Here is a 14,740-nt window from a genome sequence, read left to right as displayed (position 1 = left end):
GTTACGATGCGATTGCTTCTTTGGAATTCACTTTCTGATTGCTGATCTGGATGATTTGATATGTCGACCGACAACCCCGAAGACGACAAACCAGATGTTCCCGAAGAAACCGCTTCGGCTACGCCCGAACAACCAGCTTCGGAAACTGAACCGACGGTCGATCCGGAGGCCGCTGCGGCACCGGTTCCACCAACCACGCCTGGCGAAGAAACTGCCGGTGACGACCTGGCTTCTGGTTTGACGCTTGGCGAAGGCTCAGCGGCCAGCGAAGTCGATCCCGACTATCAACCGGTCATTCGCGGGAAAATCGACCGCTTCGGTGTTTCCATCGGAACCGGACGACGAAAAACGTCGGTCGCCCGAGTGCGAATCAAAGAAGGCGACGGGAAGATGGTCATCAATGACCGGACTCTCGATGAGTACTTCACCGTCGAACGAGACCGCAAAGCGATCAAGGCTGTCTTGGAAGCCACCGGCATGGACGGCAAAGTTGACGTCTGGGCTCGCGTGAGTGGCGGTGGAACCACCGGCCAAACCGGAGCCATGATCTTGGGAATTGCCCGTGCGATCCAAGCCAAAGATCCGGCCCAGCACCACACCCTCTCCGAGCATGGCTTCCTGACACGGGACGGCCGGATGGTGGAACGGAAAAAATACGGCCTCAAGAAGGCCCGCAAAAGCTTCCAATTCTCGAAACGGTAACGCAATCAGTTCGTTCCGATTTCGCGGAACTCATTTCACCCGAGGGTCGCAAACCCTCGGGTTTTTTTGTAGCCACCTATGATCTGCATGTCACCCTAAACGCCCTGCGCTTCGCATTTTGTGACGATCGGTTGACCGCCAATGTACCGGGAACTGCTTCAACCTGATTTGCGGATCATGATCGACGAGAACGACGTCGAAGGCATGCGCGAATTCTGTGAGATTCTCCACCCGGCCGCGACGGCGGAAGTTCTGGAAGACATCGACAGCAAGTTGGCGTGGCGGGTGCTCCGGACTTGTAGTCTCGATCGGCAAGTCGAGATCCTGGAATTCATCAGTCTGCCGAAACAAGTTGGGCTGACCGAAATCATTGACCGTGGTCGGCTGACGCGTCTCTTGGAAGAAATGGCTCCGGACGATCGCGTCGACTTGCTCTCTCGGATGGATGCCGAGAAGGTCGAGAATCTGCTGCCGTCCATCGCGCAAGCCGAGCGAAGTGACATTCGCAAGTTGCTGTCATATCCGGAGTCCAGCGCAGGGGCGTTGATGACGACGGAATACGCTTCGCTTCCGGAAAATATCACCGTGAGCGAAGCTCTCGATCGGTTACGGAAACAAGCGCCCGATCGGGAGACCGTCTACTATATTTATATTCTCGATGAGGGACGGCACCTGCATGGATTTATTTCGCTTCGAGATCTGATCCTCGCCAAACCGCATCGTAAACTCGCCGACATCATGCAACATGATGTGATTTCCGTGCGAGTGACCGATGACCAGGAAGTCGTCGCTCAAGAGATGGCCCGTTACGACTTCATCGCCATCCCGGTTGTCGACAATCAGAATCGGTTGGTGGGAATTGTCACGCACGACGATATTCTCGATGTCATCCACGAAGAAGCCACCGAAGACGTGCAACGTCTGGCGGCGATGGAGCCGCTCGAAGACGGTTACCTCACCACGCCAATTCGGATTCTGACTTGGAAACGTGGTGTCTGGCTGGTCTTGTTGTTGGGAGCGGCTTTGGGGACGGCATCGGTGGTTAGCGGTTATCAGCCGATTGCCGAACAAGAGCCATGGATGATTTTGTTTCTGCCGATGGTCCTCGCAAGTGGTGGAAACGCCGGTTCGCAATCGGCGACACTGGTGATTCGGGCGGTCTCATTGGGGGAGTTGGGACGAAAAACCGCGTTCCGAATTTTCTGGCGTGAGGTCTTGCTCGCCAGCCAGTTAGGCGCGTGTTTGGGCGTCTTGGCGTTTCTGTGCGCTCTAATTTTCAACCCGCCCGCCCGTGCAATGACCGTCGCGGCGACGGTGCTGCTCGTGGTCGTGATGGGAGCGGTCACCGGGTCCATGCTCCCGTTGCTGTTTAAACGGCTTGGCATGGACCCAGCGTTGATGTCCAACCCCCTCATCGCGGCGATCGTCGACATGATGGGCGTGGTCATCTATTTCAACGTGGCCATTTTGTTGCTCCATTGATTTGATGAATCCCGGTCATCAGGAGTCGGGCAACTCGTTTGGTATTGCTGTTGGTTCCGGATTAGATGCGGGGAACCAAGCCATCATTCGAGGAGGAATCCGATTCGCTTTATACATGCTTACGAGTAACCCAAGGAGCAGGGCACCAACGCTCCAAGCGAAGGCCGAAACCGCCGCCCAACCGACATTCTGTGCCACTGATCGGAATCCGAACGCGAAGCCCTCGTAGATTCCCGCCAGCACACCCAACGCAGCAACGGCCAGATACCAGCGACTGCGAAACGCCCAGCCGATCAAACCGAATGCGAGAAACATGCCGCCCACGTACGGCACGTTCCAGGCTCGGGGGAGCGAAAAGAAACTCGGGTTCACGACGATTGTCGCCGCCACGACAGGCAACATCATTGCACTCAGGAACTGAAGCAGTCGTGCAAAGGGATCTCGGTACAAGAAGCCAATTCCGATCATGCCGATCCACAGGAGATGCGCACTAACCAACTCGGAATACGACGCGAACGCGGAGTCCTCAAGCAGTTTCCAAGTTGTGAATGACGCAATCAAAACTGCGACAAAACTGGTGAAAGCAGATCGGGATCGAATCCCTCGAATGGCGAACAACGCCGCGAGAGTTGCGAGCATATACGGATTCGGTTCTGACAGCGTTCGGAAACCGACGGTGTGCGGGGTGACGACCGCTGCCATTGCGAGTGTCGCCAGGAAACCGAACTCGGCGTGTGCTGCCTTTCGCAACCAAGCGTAGCCGTAAAATGCCGCTAGGATGCCCAAGCACAGCCAAATCGGCGATCCGATCTGCGACGTGACATGGAAGTAGAACGACCGAAACACCTGGCCGGCTCCAATCGGCATGGCGAACAGGAGGAGGAGTGGGGCGGCGAGTAGTGTGGATTGTGTCAGTTTGCGGTTGCCTCGACAAATTCCGTTTTCGAGCAATAAAACCATTATGGCGGCGATGATCGGTACGAGAAAATACGAGCCCCAAACCGTGGCGAATGCAATCGCCCGTCCTCCGGAACTCGGATAAACCCAAATCGGTCCGGTCGGTCCGAAGGTCAACGAGAGCGCGTAACTTCGCAGGACGGCTCCACCGATGAGGAGTCCGAAAATCGTCCAAGGAAACAGCGGCCACTGCCAGGGCGTTCCGTTGTTTTCGACGGCCCGTGGTCCGCGTCGGACGGCGGGAATCAACGTGAGGATCACGCCGGCAACTGCGGTTGGGAAGAGCAAGAGCATCCATTCCGTCGTCCGGGCATTTCGAGGGTGCAACTCCGGCGACATCAACCATGGCGTCACAAAGAACAACGCCAAGAATAGGTAGTAGGGAATGCGGTAGAACCAATTCAACCGCAGCCGCGAGAGCCGCAACACGGCTTCCGTGACCACGACGGCAAAGAGATAGCCGAACACCATCAATGCGACCCCACCGCTTGTGGATTCCATCGCCACGAACAGATCGTCCGCACTGATCGAGATGCCCAGAAACATCAGCAGGACCAATAGGAGGACGGATCGCACGTCTTCCCACACCTGTCCCAACCGCACCAGCAGAACTCCGATTCCGGCCAACGTGAGTGTGTAAACGGCCAGCACGCCCATCATCAGCCAACAATTGATGGTGCCAATTTCCAGCTCCCCGTACGCAGCACGCACCGAGTACATCAGCAATGCGGCACTGATGGCATAGAAGGGGTTGTGAGTGACAAAATACCGGACCAACGACGTCGATCGACCCGCAGAACGTGACATGACAGTCTCCTCGAACGAGAGTGTCCGTCAGCGATCGAATGGTGTTTGTGACCTTCCGCACAAGACGGTTGGCCCCAACCGCAACATGCGAACGCGAACAGATAAAGAGGGAAGAACTCCCCGTGAAATGATGGTTGATTATCCGCCGGTTATGGCGGCTTGTCAAAATTTTCTGGTTCTCCTGTTCATGAAGTCTGTTGGGGATTGAATGATCGCATTCCACTACAGCATGCGATGAACTAAAATCGGCAGACTCAAAACCGACGTCACTCCATCAAGTGAAACGTCAAACCTCCGACGAATTCAACGGATTCGAATCGATTCACGGATACGAGCGTAAGACATGACGACCACCGCGACCACAGGCGTCAAGAAGACGAACGGAAATTACACCGGCCAGGACATCACCGTTCTTAAGGGGCTCGAAGCCGTACGGCATCGCCCGGCGATGTACATTGGTGGCGTGGACTCCAAAGGCTTGCACCATTTGGTGTGGGAAATCGTCGATAACTCTGTCGACGAATATCTGGCTGGGGAAGCGGATAAAATCACCGTCACGTTGCACAAGGACGGCTCGTCGATCACAGTCAGTGATAACGGTCGCGGCATTCCGGTCGACAAACACCCTGAGGAAAAGAAATCAACGCTGGAAGTCATTCTCACCACGCTACACGCAGGGGGGAAATTCAGCAGCAAGAACTACGCCCGCAGTGGTGGGTTGCACGGTGTGGGTTCGTCGGTGGTGAATGCGTTGTCGTCCGAGATGATCGCCACCATCCGCCGCGACAAGGCGGAGTGGGAACAAGTCTACGAGGGCGGCGTGCCAACGGGACGCGTAAAGAAACTGCGATCGTATCAGGGAACGAGCGGCACCACGATCTTCTTCCGTCCCGATGCGACCATCTTCCCTCGCACCACGTTCAACGCCGACACCATCCGTCAGCACTTGGAGGATATTTCCTACATTCACGGTGGTTTGCAAATCACCTTCATGGATGAGGTCAAGAAAGAAAAGTACGAACTGCACCACCCCGACGGCATCGCGGCGTATCTCGAAAAGATGACGGGCGAGGCCAAGAAGCGACCGGTTCATGAGTCATTCTTCAGTGCCGAAAAAGACGAGGACGGCATCGGGGTACAAGTCGTGTTGCGGTGGACCGAAGCGACCGACGAGCAAATCCGCAGTTACGTCAACGGTATTCGCACACACGGTGGCGGCACGCACGAAAGTGGTTTGAAGGGTGGGGTGGCCAAAGCCGTTCGGAATTACATGGATGTCCACGACATCAAACCGAAAGGTGTGAGCATCACGAATGACGACATCCGTGAAGGTGTCGTTGCGATTCTCTCCACGTTTCATTCCGACCCGATGTTCCAAGGGCAAACCAAAGAGAAGCTGAACAACTCCGAAATGTCGAGTGCGGTGGACGGTCTCGTGCGACCAACGCTGGAGAACTGGCTCAACGGCAATCCCTCCATTGCGGATGCGGTTTTGGGACGGATCGTGCTTGCCGCCCGCGCCCGGGAAGCTAGTCGAGCGGCGGTCAATGAAGTCACCCGCAAAAAAGCTGGCGGAAAGAAAACGAATCTTCCCGGAAAACTCATCGACTGTTCCGGTCGCAATCCCGACGAGGGAGAGTTGTTCATCGTCGAAGGGGACTCCGCCGGTGGGACGGCGGCACTGGGGCGGAACAGCCGTTACCAAGCCGTTCTGCCACTGAAAGGGAAGATTCTCAACACCGAGGGCGTCAGTCTGAGCAAGATGCTGAAGAATCAGGAAGTTAGCAACTTGGTCGAGTCGCTGGGAACCGGCATTGGAGCGAGCTTCGACATCCGTCGGCTACGGTATGGAAAGATCATCCTACTGACCGATGCCGACAGCGATGGCTACCACATTAGCACGCTGCTACTGACATTCTTCTTCCGACACATGCAGGATCTGATCCGTCAAGAAAAGCTTTTTATCGCTCAACCGCCGTTGTATCGAATTTCCGTCGGTCGGGACAATTTCTACGCCCTCGACGATGCCCACAAGGAAGAAATTCTCAGCGGTCTCGCGGCCAATCGGAAGCCGGAAATCGTGCGGTTCAAAGGTCTTGGGGAGATGGACGCCAAGCAGCTCAAAGAGACCACACTCGATCCAGAGAACCGGATCCTGCTCCGGGTGGATATCGAGAACCTTGTGGAGGCCGACGAAACCTTCCATCAGCTTCTTGGGAAAGATGCCTCCGAGCGTTACCGGCTGATCATGGATGAAGCCAGTTTTGCGGATGACGTCGACTTGTAAGCGGCTGGGACGCGGTTACTTCACGTCGCGCCAGGTGTCCCAGCAGAGATACAACGCGGCAATCGCGCCGAGAATCAGCGTGATATCGAACGTCATGCGACGGTCCGGGGTTCCGAATGAGAACGGTATCCCCATGAAGATATCCAGGATCGCCGCCACCGCCACAAGTAGCGAGACGATTCCGGAGACGATCACCATCCGTTTCGACAGATTCGACATCAAACACTGTCCGTTGGACGTTTTATTATTCGCGTTAATTGACCGTGGTTCGGGAGCACTTGCTACGAAGGCACCGAAACCCTGTCATTAGCCGCGTTTACCATAAATACGAAAACTTGAGACACTAACCGATTATAGGCCATTCTCGCTAGCCAACGCTACTTAACTTCTGAAAACCACTTGTGATAATTCGGTCATCCATTCCGGATAGCCGGACTACAGCGGTTATGGGGTGGAGCACAGCTCGATAATGTAGCCATCGGGATCGGTGACGAAGGTTTGCACGGCTCCGTCGGGGCGTTCTTTGGGACCGGCAACGAATGGCACGCCGCACGCCTTCAGGTGTTCTGCGGCCGCTTTGGCGTCGTCGACACGGAACGCGAAGTGATGGGCCCGCGTCGATTTTTTGCCATCATCACCCGCTGGGCCGGAATCTTCGAATTCCAAGATGGTGTGAATCTGAGTGTCACCCGCTTGGAACCAACTTCCCTGGAACGCGAAGTTCGGGCGGTCTTGTTCCTCCATCCCGAGAACATCGCAGTAAAACTGTCGGCTGCGTTCGAGGTCTTTGACCACAATCGTCACGTGATCAAGCGTCTGCACGCGGATAGAAGAAGTTGCGGGCACGATTGCCTCCTCAAACGCAGTCTGGGAACAAATACAAAGTGATCCGACGATAACGGGCGAAAGTGGAAAGTCAACTCAAGCCGGTTGAATCGAAGTTATGCCCCCAATGGTTCGCCGGTGTTCCAGTCGGCTCCGTCGCGGATGACGCGGCGGTAGAGGGTGTCTCGCTCGACGGGTTCCCGACCAGCTTCGCGGATCAGGGAGTGAAGTTGCTCGACCGCCAAGCCCTGCGGCGTTTCCGCGCCAGCGTCGTGATAGATGATTTCGTGAACCACGGTGCCGTCGAGGTCATCGGCACCGAACGCCAACGCGGTTTGGGCGATTTTCTCACCCAACATGATCCAATAGGCTTTGATGTGGTCGAAATTGTCGAGCATCAACCGGGAAATGGCGATGGTCTTGAGATCTTGCAGTCCGCTGGGTTTCGGTAAGTGATCCATGCCCGTGTTTTCGGGGTGGAACGCAAGTGGAATGAACGTCTGGAAACCGCCTGTTTGGTCCTGCAGATCGCGAAGTTTGCAGAGGTGGTCAATGCGGTGCTCCGGTCCCTCGATGTGTCCGTAGAGCATCGTGGCATTCGATCGCAAACCGAGTTCATGAGCCGCACGATGGACATCGAACCACACGTCGGCATCGGCTTTGTGCTCACAGATTTGGCTGCGGATTTCCGGATCGAAGATCTCCGCTCCACCACCGGGCAAACTCCCCAGCCCGGCTTTTTGCATTTCTTCGAGCACCCAACGGATCGACTGCTTCGTTTGTTTGCAGAACCAACCAATTTCGACCGGCGTCCACGCTTTGATATGAATTTTCGGCCACGTCTCGTGAATCACACGAATGACGTTGAGGTACCAATCGAACTTTTTCAGGTGGTGAAGGCCACCGACAACGTGAATTTCCGTCGCTCCGTTCGCCTTCGCTTCCAAGACGCGATCTCGGATCATCTCGTCTGTGAAGGTGTATGCCTTCTCCGCTCGCAGGTCCGCTCGGAACGCGCAGAACGTGCAGCGATAAACGCACACGTTCGTCGGATTTAAGTGAATGTTGGTGTTGTAGTACGCGAAGTTGCCATTCTTCCGCTCGCGGACCTGGTTGGCCAATCGACCCAGCGTGAACAAGTCCGTTTCGGTTTCCAAGAACATGCCGTCCTCGAACGAAAGCCGTTCGCCGGCTGCGACTTTCTCGGAAATGTTCGCGAGTTGCGAGGATGCTTGTTCGGGCGAAAGTGTCGTTGACATGGGAGCGGTTTCGAGGGTTGGAGTGTGCTCGATGGATTTCTGATTCCACGCCCTGCAAACTGGCATCGGCATGGTCCACGACGGATTCTAGGCGGAATCGTCGGTCTCGACCACCGTTCCCACCGGTCAATCACAAACTGACCGTCATTGAATGCACTTAACGAACAAATTGCTTGCGTTGCAGAATGTCGAGTGTCTGGCCGAAATCCGTAGCGGCATGGTCGACACCGTCGATATGAAAGACGGCTCGGAACTCCACATCTTCGGACGGTGCCGGCTGCTGGATCAACCGTTCCAAGAGTTTGTCGGCTTCGTCCGGTGTGTAGAATCGGTGAGTTTTCGCACCGAACACAATCACGCCTTTAAAGACTTTCTCGGCCGGCGGAACTTGGCGGCGGGTCGTCGCTGAGTTGGATTGGTCTTCGTGAAGACGACGTTTCTGATCTTCTAAAACCGTCACGACATTGCGGATTACGTTTGCTTTGGTCTTGGAAGTTTCCGGAGATTCGTTCGATGCCGGTTGGACAGGTTCCTGAAGATCGAGCGGTGGTTGATTCGTGTTGACGATCTGATCGTCGAGTTTCTCGTCGTCGATTTCGATTGGTTGCAACTCGGGGACTTCCGACGCAGCAGCCAAGTACGGTTTCTCCACCGCTTCCCGATCGTTGGCGGAGATCAATTCCAAGGGATTTTGGCCAAGTTCGGTTGTGACAAACTGATCGGAGAAGGACTCCAACGGTGTCGCTTCGGGAGTCGGAGAGGCATCGTTTGCGGCGATGATCTTCGCGTGTTCGTCGTTGATGGGATCAAGATCCGGCGCGGGTGCGGTGCGGGCGGAAATGCCGTCTTGGACGGTGCTCCAATCGAAATTGCTAGCCAACAGACCGGCGGAGAGTCCACCGATGAGGGTGAGTCCGCACGCCATCATGGATTTTCCGGACGACATCACGCCGACGGCTTTTGCCAGCAACGATTGCCCACCGACCGCTGCGGCGGTTGCGACCGGAGTAGACGCGGACTGCGACATCGCCGCACTGATCGTCTGTTGAATGACCGAGGCCGATGGTGCAGCGGACAACTCTGCTGCTCGGACCAACAACGGGACAGCGAGCAGGGCACCGGTGTCCGACATGCCACGATTGACCAATCGTTCTCGCAACAAACGCTTGGCTTGCTGAAGTCGACGGCGAATCGTGGCGTAGGTCAAACCGAGTTCGTCGGCGGCATCCTGTTGGGTTCGGCCTTCGAGATGGCACAGCACCAGCGGCGATTGAAACCGCGTGGGCAATTGACCGATTTCTTCATCCAAGATCGGCAGCCATTCGTCGCGAGACTCTTTTTCTCGTTCCTCGACTTGTTTGTGTTCGGCGAATGTCGTTTCGCATCGGCGACGAGATTTCGCTTTTCGCTTGATCTGCAAAGCGGAATTGTGAGCCACGCGGTAGAGCCAACTCGACAGCGAATCGTGAGTTTGCTCGGTTTGCGTCAGCGAAAGTGCGTGTCTGGAGAGCGAAATAAACGTGGCTTGGAACGCATCGTCCGCACCGGCCGGGTCCCCCAACACTCGATGAGCCACCCCGCGTACCATCCCCCCATGACGACGCACAATGGCCGTAAAGGCAGACTGGTCCTTGCGTTCGACAAATCGGCCGAGTAACTCAAAGTCGGAAGGGAAAGTCGCGACGGAAGCACTCATTCCAGGTAACCACCCCTTGTTCGATGCCTATTGATTCCTAATAAGAATTCATCATAACCCGCCAGTTGCGCACCTTTCAGCGAGATCTTGGAAAAAACTCGGAATCGAGGGCGTAAACTCGTCGCTGCGCATGAAAAAGACGGAGCTCATGAAGAACTCCGCCCTTATCTATGGCAAATTCTGACCAGACTTTACGTTGGCGATCAGCCGTTATTTAGTTTTCACGTCTTTAGTGAGCTCGAAATCGAGATTCTCTTGGGATTCGGTGATTGTGGCTTTCAGCGGTGTGAGATGGGCGGCGTTATAGGCGTCTGGTGTGACCTTCTCGTAGCTGTCCCGCGTTGGGCTGTCGGGAACTCCCTGGTAGAGCGGTTCTTTCCCGACGACTTTATTCCCCAACACCAAGACCACTTTGTCGCCGGGCGGGACGAGTGCCGTGTAGCTTCCGTCCTTGATGACGCCGCCACCGGTAGGCGTTTCCCCATCGGCAGACACAAAGGAAATTGTGCCTTTGGGAATGGGTTCACCGTCGATGGAAATTTTTCCGGTGATCTGGACATTCTCAGATTTATCGCCGCAACCGCTCAAAGCCACTGTGACCATGAGAGCGAGAGCGCTTAAAGCTAATCGATTCATTTTCGGTTGTCGTCCCTTTCACTGGGGAGTTGATTCATTTGAATAGGAAAACGACCGTCCGCAAACGATTTGCACGGACGGTCGTTTGAAAATCATCGTGCCTACGGAAGTTCAACGACTTCGCCACCGCGTGTGGAGAGGGCGGCTTCCCAGGCGTTTTGGGAAATGGAGTCCGAGAACGTCCGGACCGATCCGTCACACATGCTGGCGTTCACACTGCCCGCGTGACGACTCCGGGGAGCGATTTGGTACTGTTGGTTCGAGCCAACTTCCGCACAGGGAATGACGCGGTAATCCGCATGGTTCGGGTCTTCTGACGTATCTTTACACTTGCGGCATTGATCCGGGCTGGACGAGTTCGGCGTGAGGATCGACATGAAGCCGGGGCTACCTTCGTCGTTCAGCAAGTCGCCTCGGTTGTCGGTGAGTTCACCGGGAGCACCAATGATAATCTCCGAGAAACACGCCGTGTTGGACAAACCGTCGGTGAAGTGATTCATCGAATACACGTGACGAATCCCGAATGGGGCACCGGTGAAAATCGCTTGGTCGGCGGCGTTCTGGTGCAAGTGAGTGTTGCCCATGTTAGCCACGTAGTTGCCCATGACTCGCCAATAGGTGTCCGAATTTGCTTGTTCGGGGCGACTGGAATCGGACGGGCAGGTGTAAGCCGGAATGTGGACCCGTTGCGTAGACATATTCGGGGCCAAGTAGAACGGTTGAGCAAAATCGTACTGTTCGTAGAGGTTGACTTGCTCAATGAATGGCCACAAGAAAACCGGCCAGCTAATGCGTTGGTGTTGTCGTCCGTTCTCCACCGTGCCCAAGGAGTTCATCCCACCCAATGGGAAATATCCGTTGTTGATGTCGGCGAAGTTGTGGCAGGCCAGCGTCCATTGTTTGAGGTTGTTAATACACTGCGAACGGCGAGCCGCTTCGCGAGCCGCTTGGACGGCGGGCAGCAGAAGGGCAATCAAGATCGCAATGATCGCAATGACGACCAGCAACTCAATCAGAGTGAAACCGTGTTTTCGGGAGCGCTTTGACATTCGAATTCCTTAAGAGTGAAAAGTTGAGATATGTGATCGCAACGGAAGCGTGGCGCTCACGGACAAAAACTGAATCGAAAAAACAGGGGGAAATCGTTTTGAGAAGGAAGGCAGTTAACAGTTGCGGAGGGGAGCGGAAGTTCAAGATTGAACTTGTCCCCAAGTGGTAGGTTTTGCAGGGGCGTCAATCGTAGGGGCTACTCGCAAGGCTTGCAAGATTTAATTCTTGAAACACCGGTAAAAAACACCATTGTGTTCATTTGGGCATTGTTTTGTGTGTTCTGTGGTTTGGATAGCTTATGGCAACAGTTCCGTCGTGTTGAGCAATGGCAGCACTGACGTGCATACCCATAACGTTTCGGATCGACTCTTTTGCATTCCTCATTTGCCGAGAGATTCAGACCACGTTTTCGGGCTCATCTCGACCGGTGGAAACGGAAAAAACTGTGGTGGGTTCGCGATTTTCCCCGTCGGTGGGTAGAACAAAAAGAAACTTATCGTCGCACAACGATTCCGTTGTCGTTTCGTATTCGTCGAAGTTCTCCCGCGCTGCGAGAATCAAAGGCCCATCGAATGCTTGACCTTCAAAATTCCCGATTCGCGAATCGTCACCAAGTCGTCCAATCAATCGTGTGGACGATTCTTTTGTTGATTGCGGCAACGGCATCAGTTCAGGCTGAGGATCGTCCGAATATCATCGTCATTCTTTCGGACGACATGGGGTACAGCGATCTTGGTTGTTATGGTGGCGAGATCGAAACGCCAACGCTGGACGGTTTGGCTCGGGAGGGATTGCGTTTCACGCAATTCTACAACACCGGACGATGTTGCCCGACGCGGGCGTCGTTGTTGACCGGATTGTATCCGCATCAAGCGGGCGTCGGTCACATGATGAACGATCGTGGCACCGACGGTTATCGGGGGAACTTGAACAATCGCTGCCGGACCATGGCGGAGGTGTTGAAGCCGTCAGGTTATGCCACTTATGGAGTGGGCAAATGGCATGTTACGTTGCACACCGATCCGGAGGGCCCGAAACACAATTGGCCGTTGCAACGCGGTTTTGATCGCTTTTACGGCACGATTACGGGAGCCGGCAGTTTCTTCGACCCCGGCACACTCACGCGGGACAACACGATGGTCTCGCCGTTTGCCGATCCCGAATATCAACCCGAACAGTATTATTACACCGACGCCATCAGCGATCATGCGGCTCGCTTCATCACGGAGCACTCCAGCACGGACGGCAAACGATCGCCGTTCTTTATGTACGTGGCATACACGGCTGCTCATTGGCCAATGCACGCTTTGCCGGAAGACATCGCCAAGTATCGCGGTAAATTCGATCAGGGTTACGAGGCGTATCGGCAAGGTCGGCTCGAACGGTTGCGGAAACTCGGGTTGATCGACGCTGCTTGGGAGATGTCGCCCACGGTCGGGAATTGGGAGCAGGTACAACATTCGGAGTGGGAACAGCGGTGCATGGAAGTCTACGCCGCGATGATCGACCGTATGGATCAGGGAATCGGACAGATTGTGAACACGCTGAAACAGCAAGGGCAGTTCGAAAACACGCTGATCTTCTTCATGCAAGATAACGGTGGGTGCCAGGAGGGTGTTGGTCGGCGAGGGGATTGGAAGCGTCCGGTGGCCCCGTCGCTACCGAAAATTGCTCAGGATGCCATTCGTCTCGACGTGATTCCAAAGCAGAACCGAGCCGGTGTGCCAACGCTGCAAGGACCACACATCATGCCAGGGCCGGAAGATACTTACATCGCGTACGGCATTGATTGGGCGAATGTCTCTAACACTCCCTTCCGCGAGTACAAACACTTTGTGCATGAGGGGGGGATCAGCACGCCGTTGATCGTCCATTGGCCGAACGGCATTTCCCGTCGTGGAGAGTTGGAACATCAACCGGGGCATCTCATCGACATCATGGCGACATGCGTGGACGTGGCCAACGCGGACTATCCCGACAAACATAACGGGCAGGACATCAAACCACTCGAAGGCGTTTCCCTCCGACCGACATTCGAAGGCGGAAAAATCTCACGAAGCGGTCCGATTTTCTGGGAACACGAAGGGAACCGGGCGATCCGTGACGGAAAATGGAAATTGGTCGCCAAGAAGAGCCGCGATTGGGAATTATACGATCTCGAAAAAGACCGCACGGAGTTACACGACCTCAGCGACGACCATCCAGAGTTGGTCAAACAGCTAGCCGATCAATGGGAGACCTATGCAAAGCGGGCAAATGTGCTGCCGTTGTCCGGTCGCGATGACAAACCGAAGTTCAACAAAAAGAAGAAGCGTTACCAACTGAAAGCCGATGCCAATCTGCCGCGTTCGAAGTCGCCTTTTGTCGAGAACCGACCGTTCACCGTGACAGTGAAAATTTCCGAGCTGGGGTCAGACGGTGTGTTGGTGGCGCAGGGCGGTTCGTCTGCTGGGTATGCGGTCTATGTGCAAGACGGTCGATTGCACTTCGCGGTTCGGCGGAGTGGCAAACTCGATGATCTGGTCAGCACCGAAGTTCTACCGCCCGATGCCAAGACCATCACCGTCTCCCTTGCAGACGATGGCGTCGTCAACGCGACTGTGAATCGGAAACCGTTCATGAAAGGAAAATCTGCGGGGGTGTTGACCCAGATGCCGCTGGATGGTTTGCAGGTTGGGAAAGATTTGACGGGAGCCGTTGGTAATTATGAGACTCCGTTTGAGTACTCCGGGACAATCGAGCGCGTGATTCTGACGTTCCCTTAGGCGACTCGAAAATGGCGGACTTCACCCGTTCGGGAAGTTGGTTGTCTTCATCCAGCGTCAAAAAGGGTTTCTTGAAGATGCGACTCGTCGTCAGCGACTCCCTCAGTGATTTTGCGTTGTAGGGGTTTTCACAGACGGTGCGTGTGAGATCGAGCAGAACATCGAGCGAGTAGACGAGTGTTTGCTCGATCCAATTCACGTCTTGCCGACCCCAACCAAATCGCCAGATTTCGACGGTCGGCACTTCGCCATTCGGATCGATCACCAGTTTCAA

General features: G+C 55.1%; 11 protein-coding genes. 4 read left to right on the top strand and 7 right to left on the bottom strand.

Annotated elements, in window-relative coordinates:
• The first annotated feature begins 327 nt into the window (after positions 1 to 327).
• Both rpsI and mgtE read left to right on the top strand, forming a co-directional pair.
• Positions 328 to 702 (top strand): 30S ribosomal protein S9, encoded by a 375-nt coding sequence (gene rpsI / locus G6R38_RS28155; protein WP_240928376.1) that lies wholly within the window; start codon positions 328 to 330, stop codon positions 700 to 702.
• 141 nt (positions 703 to 843) lie between these two features.
• Positions 844 to 2,184: a magnesium transporter gene (mgtE, locus tag G6R38_RS24730; RefSeq protein ID WP_166831481.1), complete on the top strand. Its 1,341-nt coding sequence runs from the start codon at positions 844 to 846 to the stop codon at positions 2,182 to 2,184.
• 18 nt (positions 2,185 to 2,202) lie between these two features.
• Here the strand turns inward: mgtE and G6R38_RS24725 are convergent, their stop codons facing one another.
• Positions 2,203 to 3,948 carry a hypothetical protein gene (locus tag G6R38_RS24725; protein ID WP_166831480.1) on the bottom strand — a complete coding sequence of 582 codons (1,746 nt, stop codon included), beginning with the start codon at positions 3,946 to 3,948 and terminating at the stop codon, positions 2,203 to 2,205.
• Positions 3,949 to 4,291: 343 nt separating this feature from the next.
• Here G6R38_RS24725 and G6R38_RS24720 point away from each other — a divergent pair, with 343 nt between their 5' ends.
• Positions 4,292 to 6,235 (top strand): DNA gyrase/topoisomerase IV subunit B, encoded by a 1,944-nt coding sequence (locus tag G6R38_RS24720; protein WP_166831479.1) that lies wholly within the window; start codon positions 4,292 to 4,294, stop codon positions 6,233 to 6,235.
• A gap of 15 nt (positions 6,236 to 6,250) precedes the next feature.
• On the opposite strand, the gene G6R38_RS24715 is transcribed toward G6R38_RS24720, so the two are convergent.
• The 6 genes from G6R38_RS24715 to G6R38_RS24690 form a co-directional block, all read right to left on the bottom strand.
• Positions 6,251 to 6,454 carry a hypothetical protein gene (locus G6R38_RS24715; RefSeq protein ID WP_166831478.1) on the bottom strand — a complete coding sequence of 68 codons (204 nt, stop codon included), beginning with the start codon at positions 6,452 to 6,454 and terminating at the stop codon, positions 6,251 to 6,253.
• A gap of 225 nt (positions 6,455 to 6,679) precedes the next feature.
• Complete coding sequence (locus tag G6R38_RS24710; protein ID WP_206028715.1) at positions 6,680 to 7,081, bottom strand: VOC family protein; 402 nt, start codon at positions 7,079 to 7,081, stop codon at positions 6,680 to 6,682.
• A gap of 95 nt (positions 7,082 to 7,176) precedes the next feature.
• The gene (gene mqnE / locus G6R38_RS24705) at positions 7,177 to 8,319 is read right to left on the bottom strand and encodes an aminofutalosine synthase MqnE (protein WP_166831477.1); all 1,143 of its coding nucleotides are present in this window, start codon (positions 8,317 to 8,319) and stop codon (positions 7,177 to 7,179) included.
• A gap of 157 nt (positions 8,320 to 8,476) precedes the next feature.
• On the bottom strand, positions 8,477 to 10,015 hold the full coding sequence (locus tag G6R38_RS24700; RefSeq protein ID WP_166831476.1) for an RNA polymerase sigma factor: 1,539 nt from the start codon (positions 10,013 to 10,015) through the stop codon (positions 8,477 to 8,479).
• A 210-nt stretch (positions 10,016 to 10,225) separates the two neighbouring features.
• Complete coding sequence (locus G6R38_RS24695; protein WP_166831475.1) at positions 10,226 to 10,651, bottom strand: S24/S26 family peptidase; 426 nt, start codon at positions 10,649 to 10,651, stop codon at positions 10,226 to 10,228.
• 101 nt (positions 10,652 to 10,752) lie between these two features.
• Entirely contained in the window at positions 10,753 to 11,700 is a 948-nt protein-coding gene (locus G6R38_RS24690; RefSeq protein WP_166831474.1) for a DUF1559 domain-containing protein, read from the bottom strand.
• Between the two features lie 573 nt (positions 11,701 to 12,273).
• On the opposite strand from G6R38_RS24690, the gene G6R38_RS24685 reads away from it, so the two are divergent.
• Entirely contained in the window at positions 12,274 to 14,466 is a 2,193-nt protein-coding gene (locus tag G6R38_RS24685; protein ID WP_166831473.1) for an arylsulfatase, read from the top strand.
• Positions 14,467 to 14,740: the final 274 nt, after the last annotated feature.

This window comes from Thalassoroseus pseudoceratinae (genome assembly GCF_011634775.1).
GTDB classification, from domain to species: Bacteria; Planctomycetota; Planctomycetia; order Planctomycetales; family Planctomycetaceae; genus Thalassoroseus; species Thalassoroseus pseudoceratinae.
This window is presented reverse-complemented; position numbering and strand designations above follow the sequence as displayed.

What these genes read in the sequence shown, in the direction of transcription:
- G6R38_RS24725 (WP_166831480.1), bottom strand. Translation starts at nt 3,948, where the DNA reads ATGTCACGTTCTGCGGGTCGATCGACGTCGTTGGTCCGGTATTTTGTC.
- G6R38_RS24685 (WP_166831473.1), top strand. Translation starts at nt 12,274, where the DNA reads ATGCTTGACCTTCAAAATTCCCGATTCGCGAATCGTCACCAAGTCGTC.
- mgtE (WP_166831481.1), top strand. Translation starts at nt 844, where the DNA reads ATGTACCGGGAACTGCTTCAACCTGATTTGCGGATCATGATCGACGAG.
- G6R38_RS24700 (WP_166831476.1), bottom strand. Translation starts at nt 10,015, where the DNA reads ATGAGTGCTTCCGTCGCGACTTTCCCTTCCGACTTTGAGTTACTCGGC.
- G6R38_RS24715 (WP_166831478.1), bottom strand. Translation starts at nt 6,454, where the DNA reads ATGTCGAATCTGTCGAAACGGATGGTGATCGTCTCCGGAATCGTCTCG.
- G6R38_RS24695 (WP_166831475.1), bottom strand. Translation starts at nt 10,651, where the DNA reads ATGAATCGATTAGCTTTAAGCGCTCTCGCTCTCATGGTCACAGTGGCT.
- G6R38_RS24690 (WP_166831474.1), bottom strand. Translation starts at nt 11,700, where the DNA reads ATGTCAAAGCGCTCCCGAAAACACGGTTTCACTCTGATTGAGTTGCTG.
- mqnE (WP_166831477.1), bottom strand. Translation starts at nt 8,319, where the DNA reads ATGTCAACGACACTTTCGCCCGAACAAGCATCCTCGCAACTCGCGAAC.
- G6R38_RS24720 (WP_166831479.1), top strand. Translation starts at nt 4,292, where the DNA reads ATGACGACCACCGCGACCACAGGCGTCAAGAAGACGAACGGAAATTAC.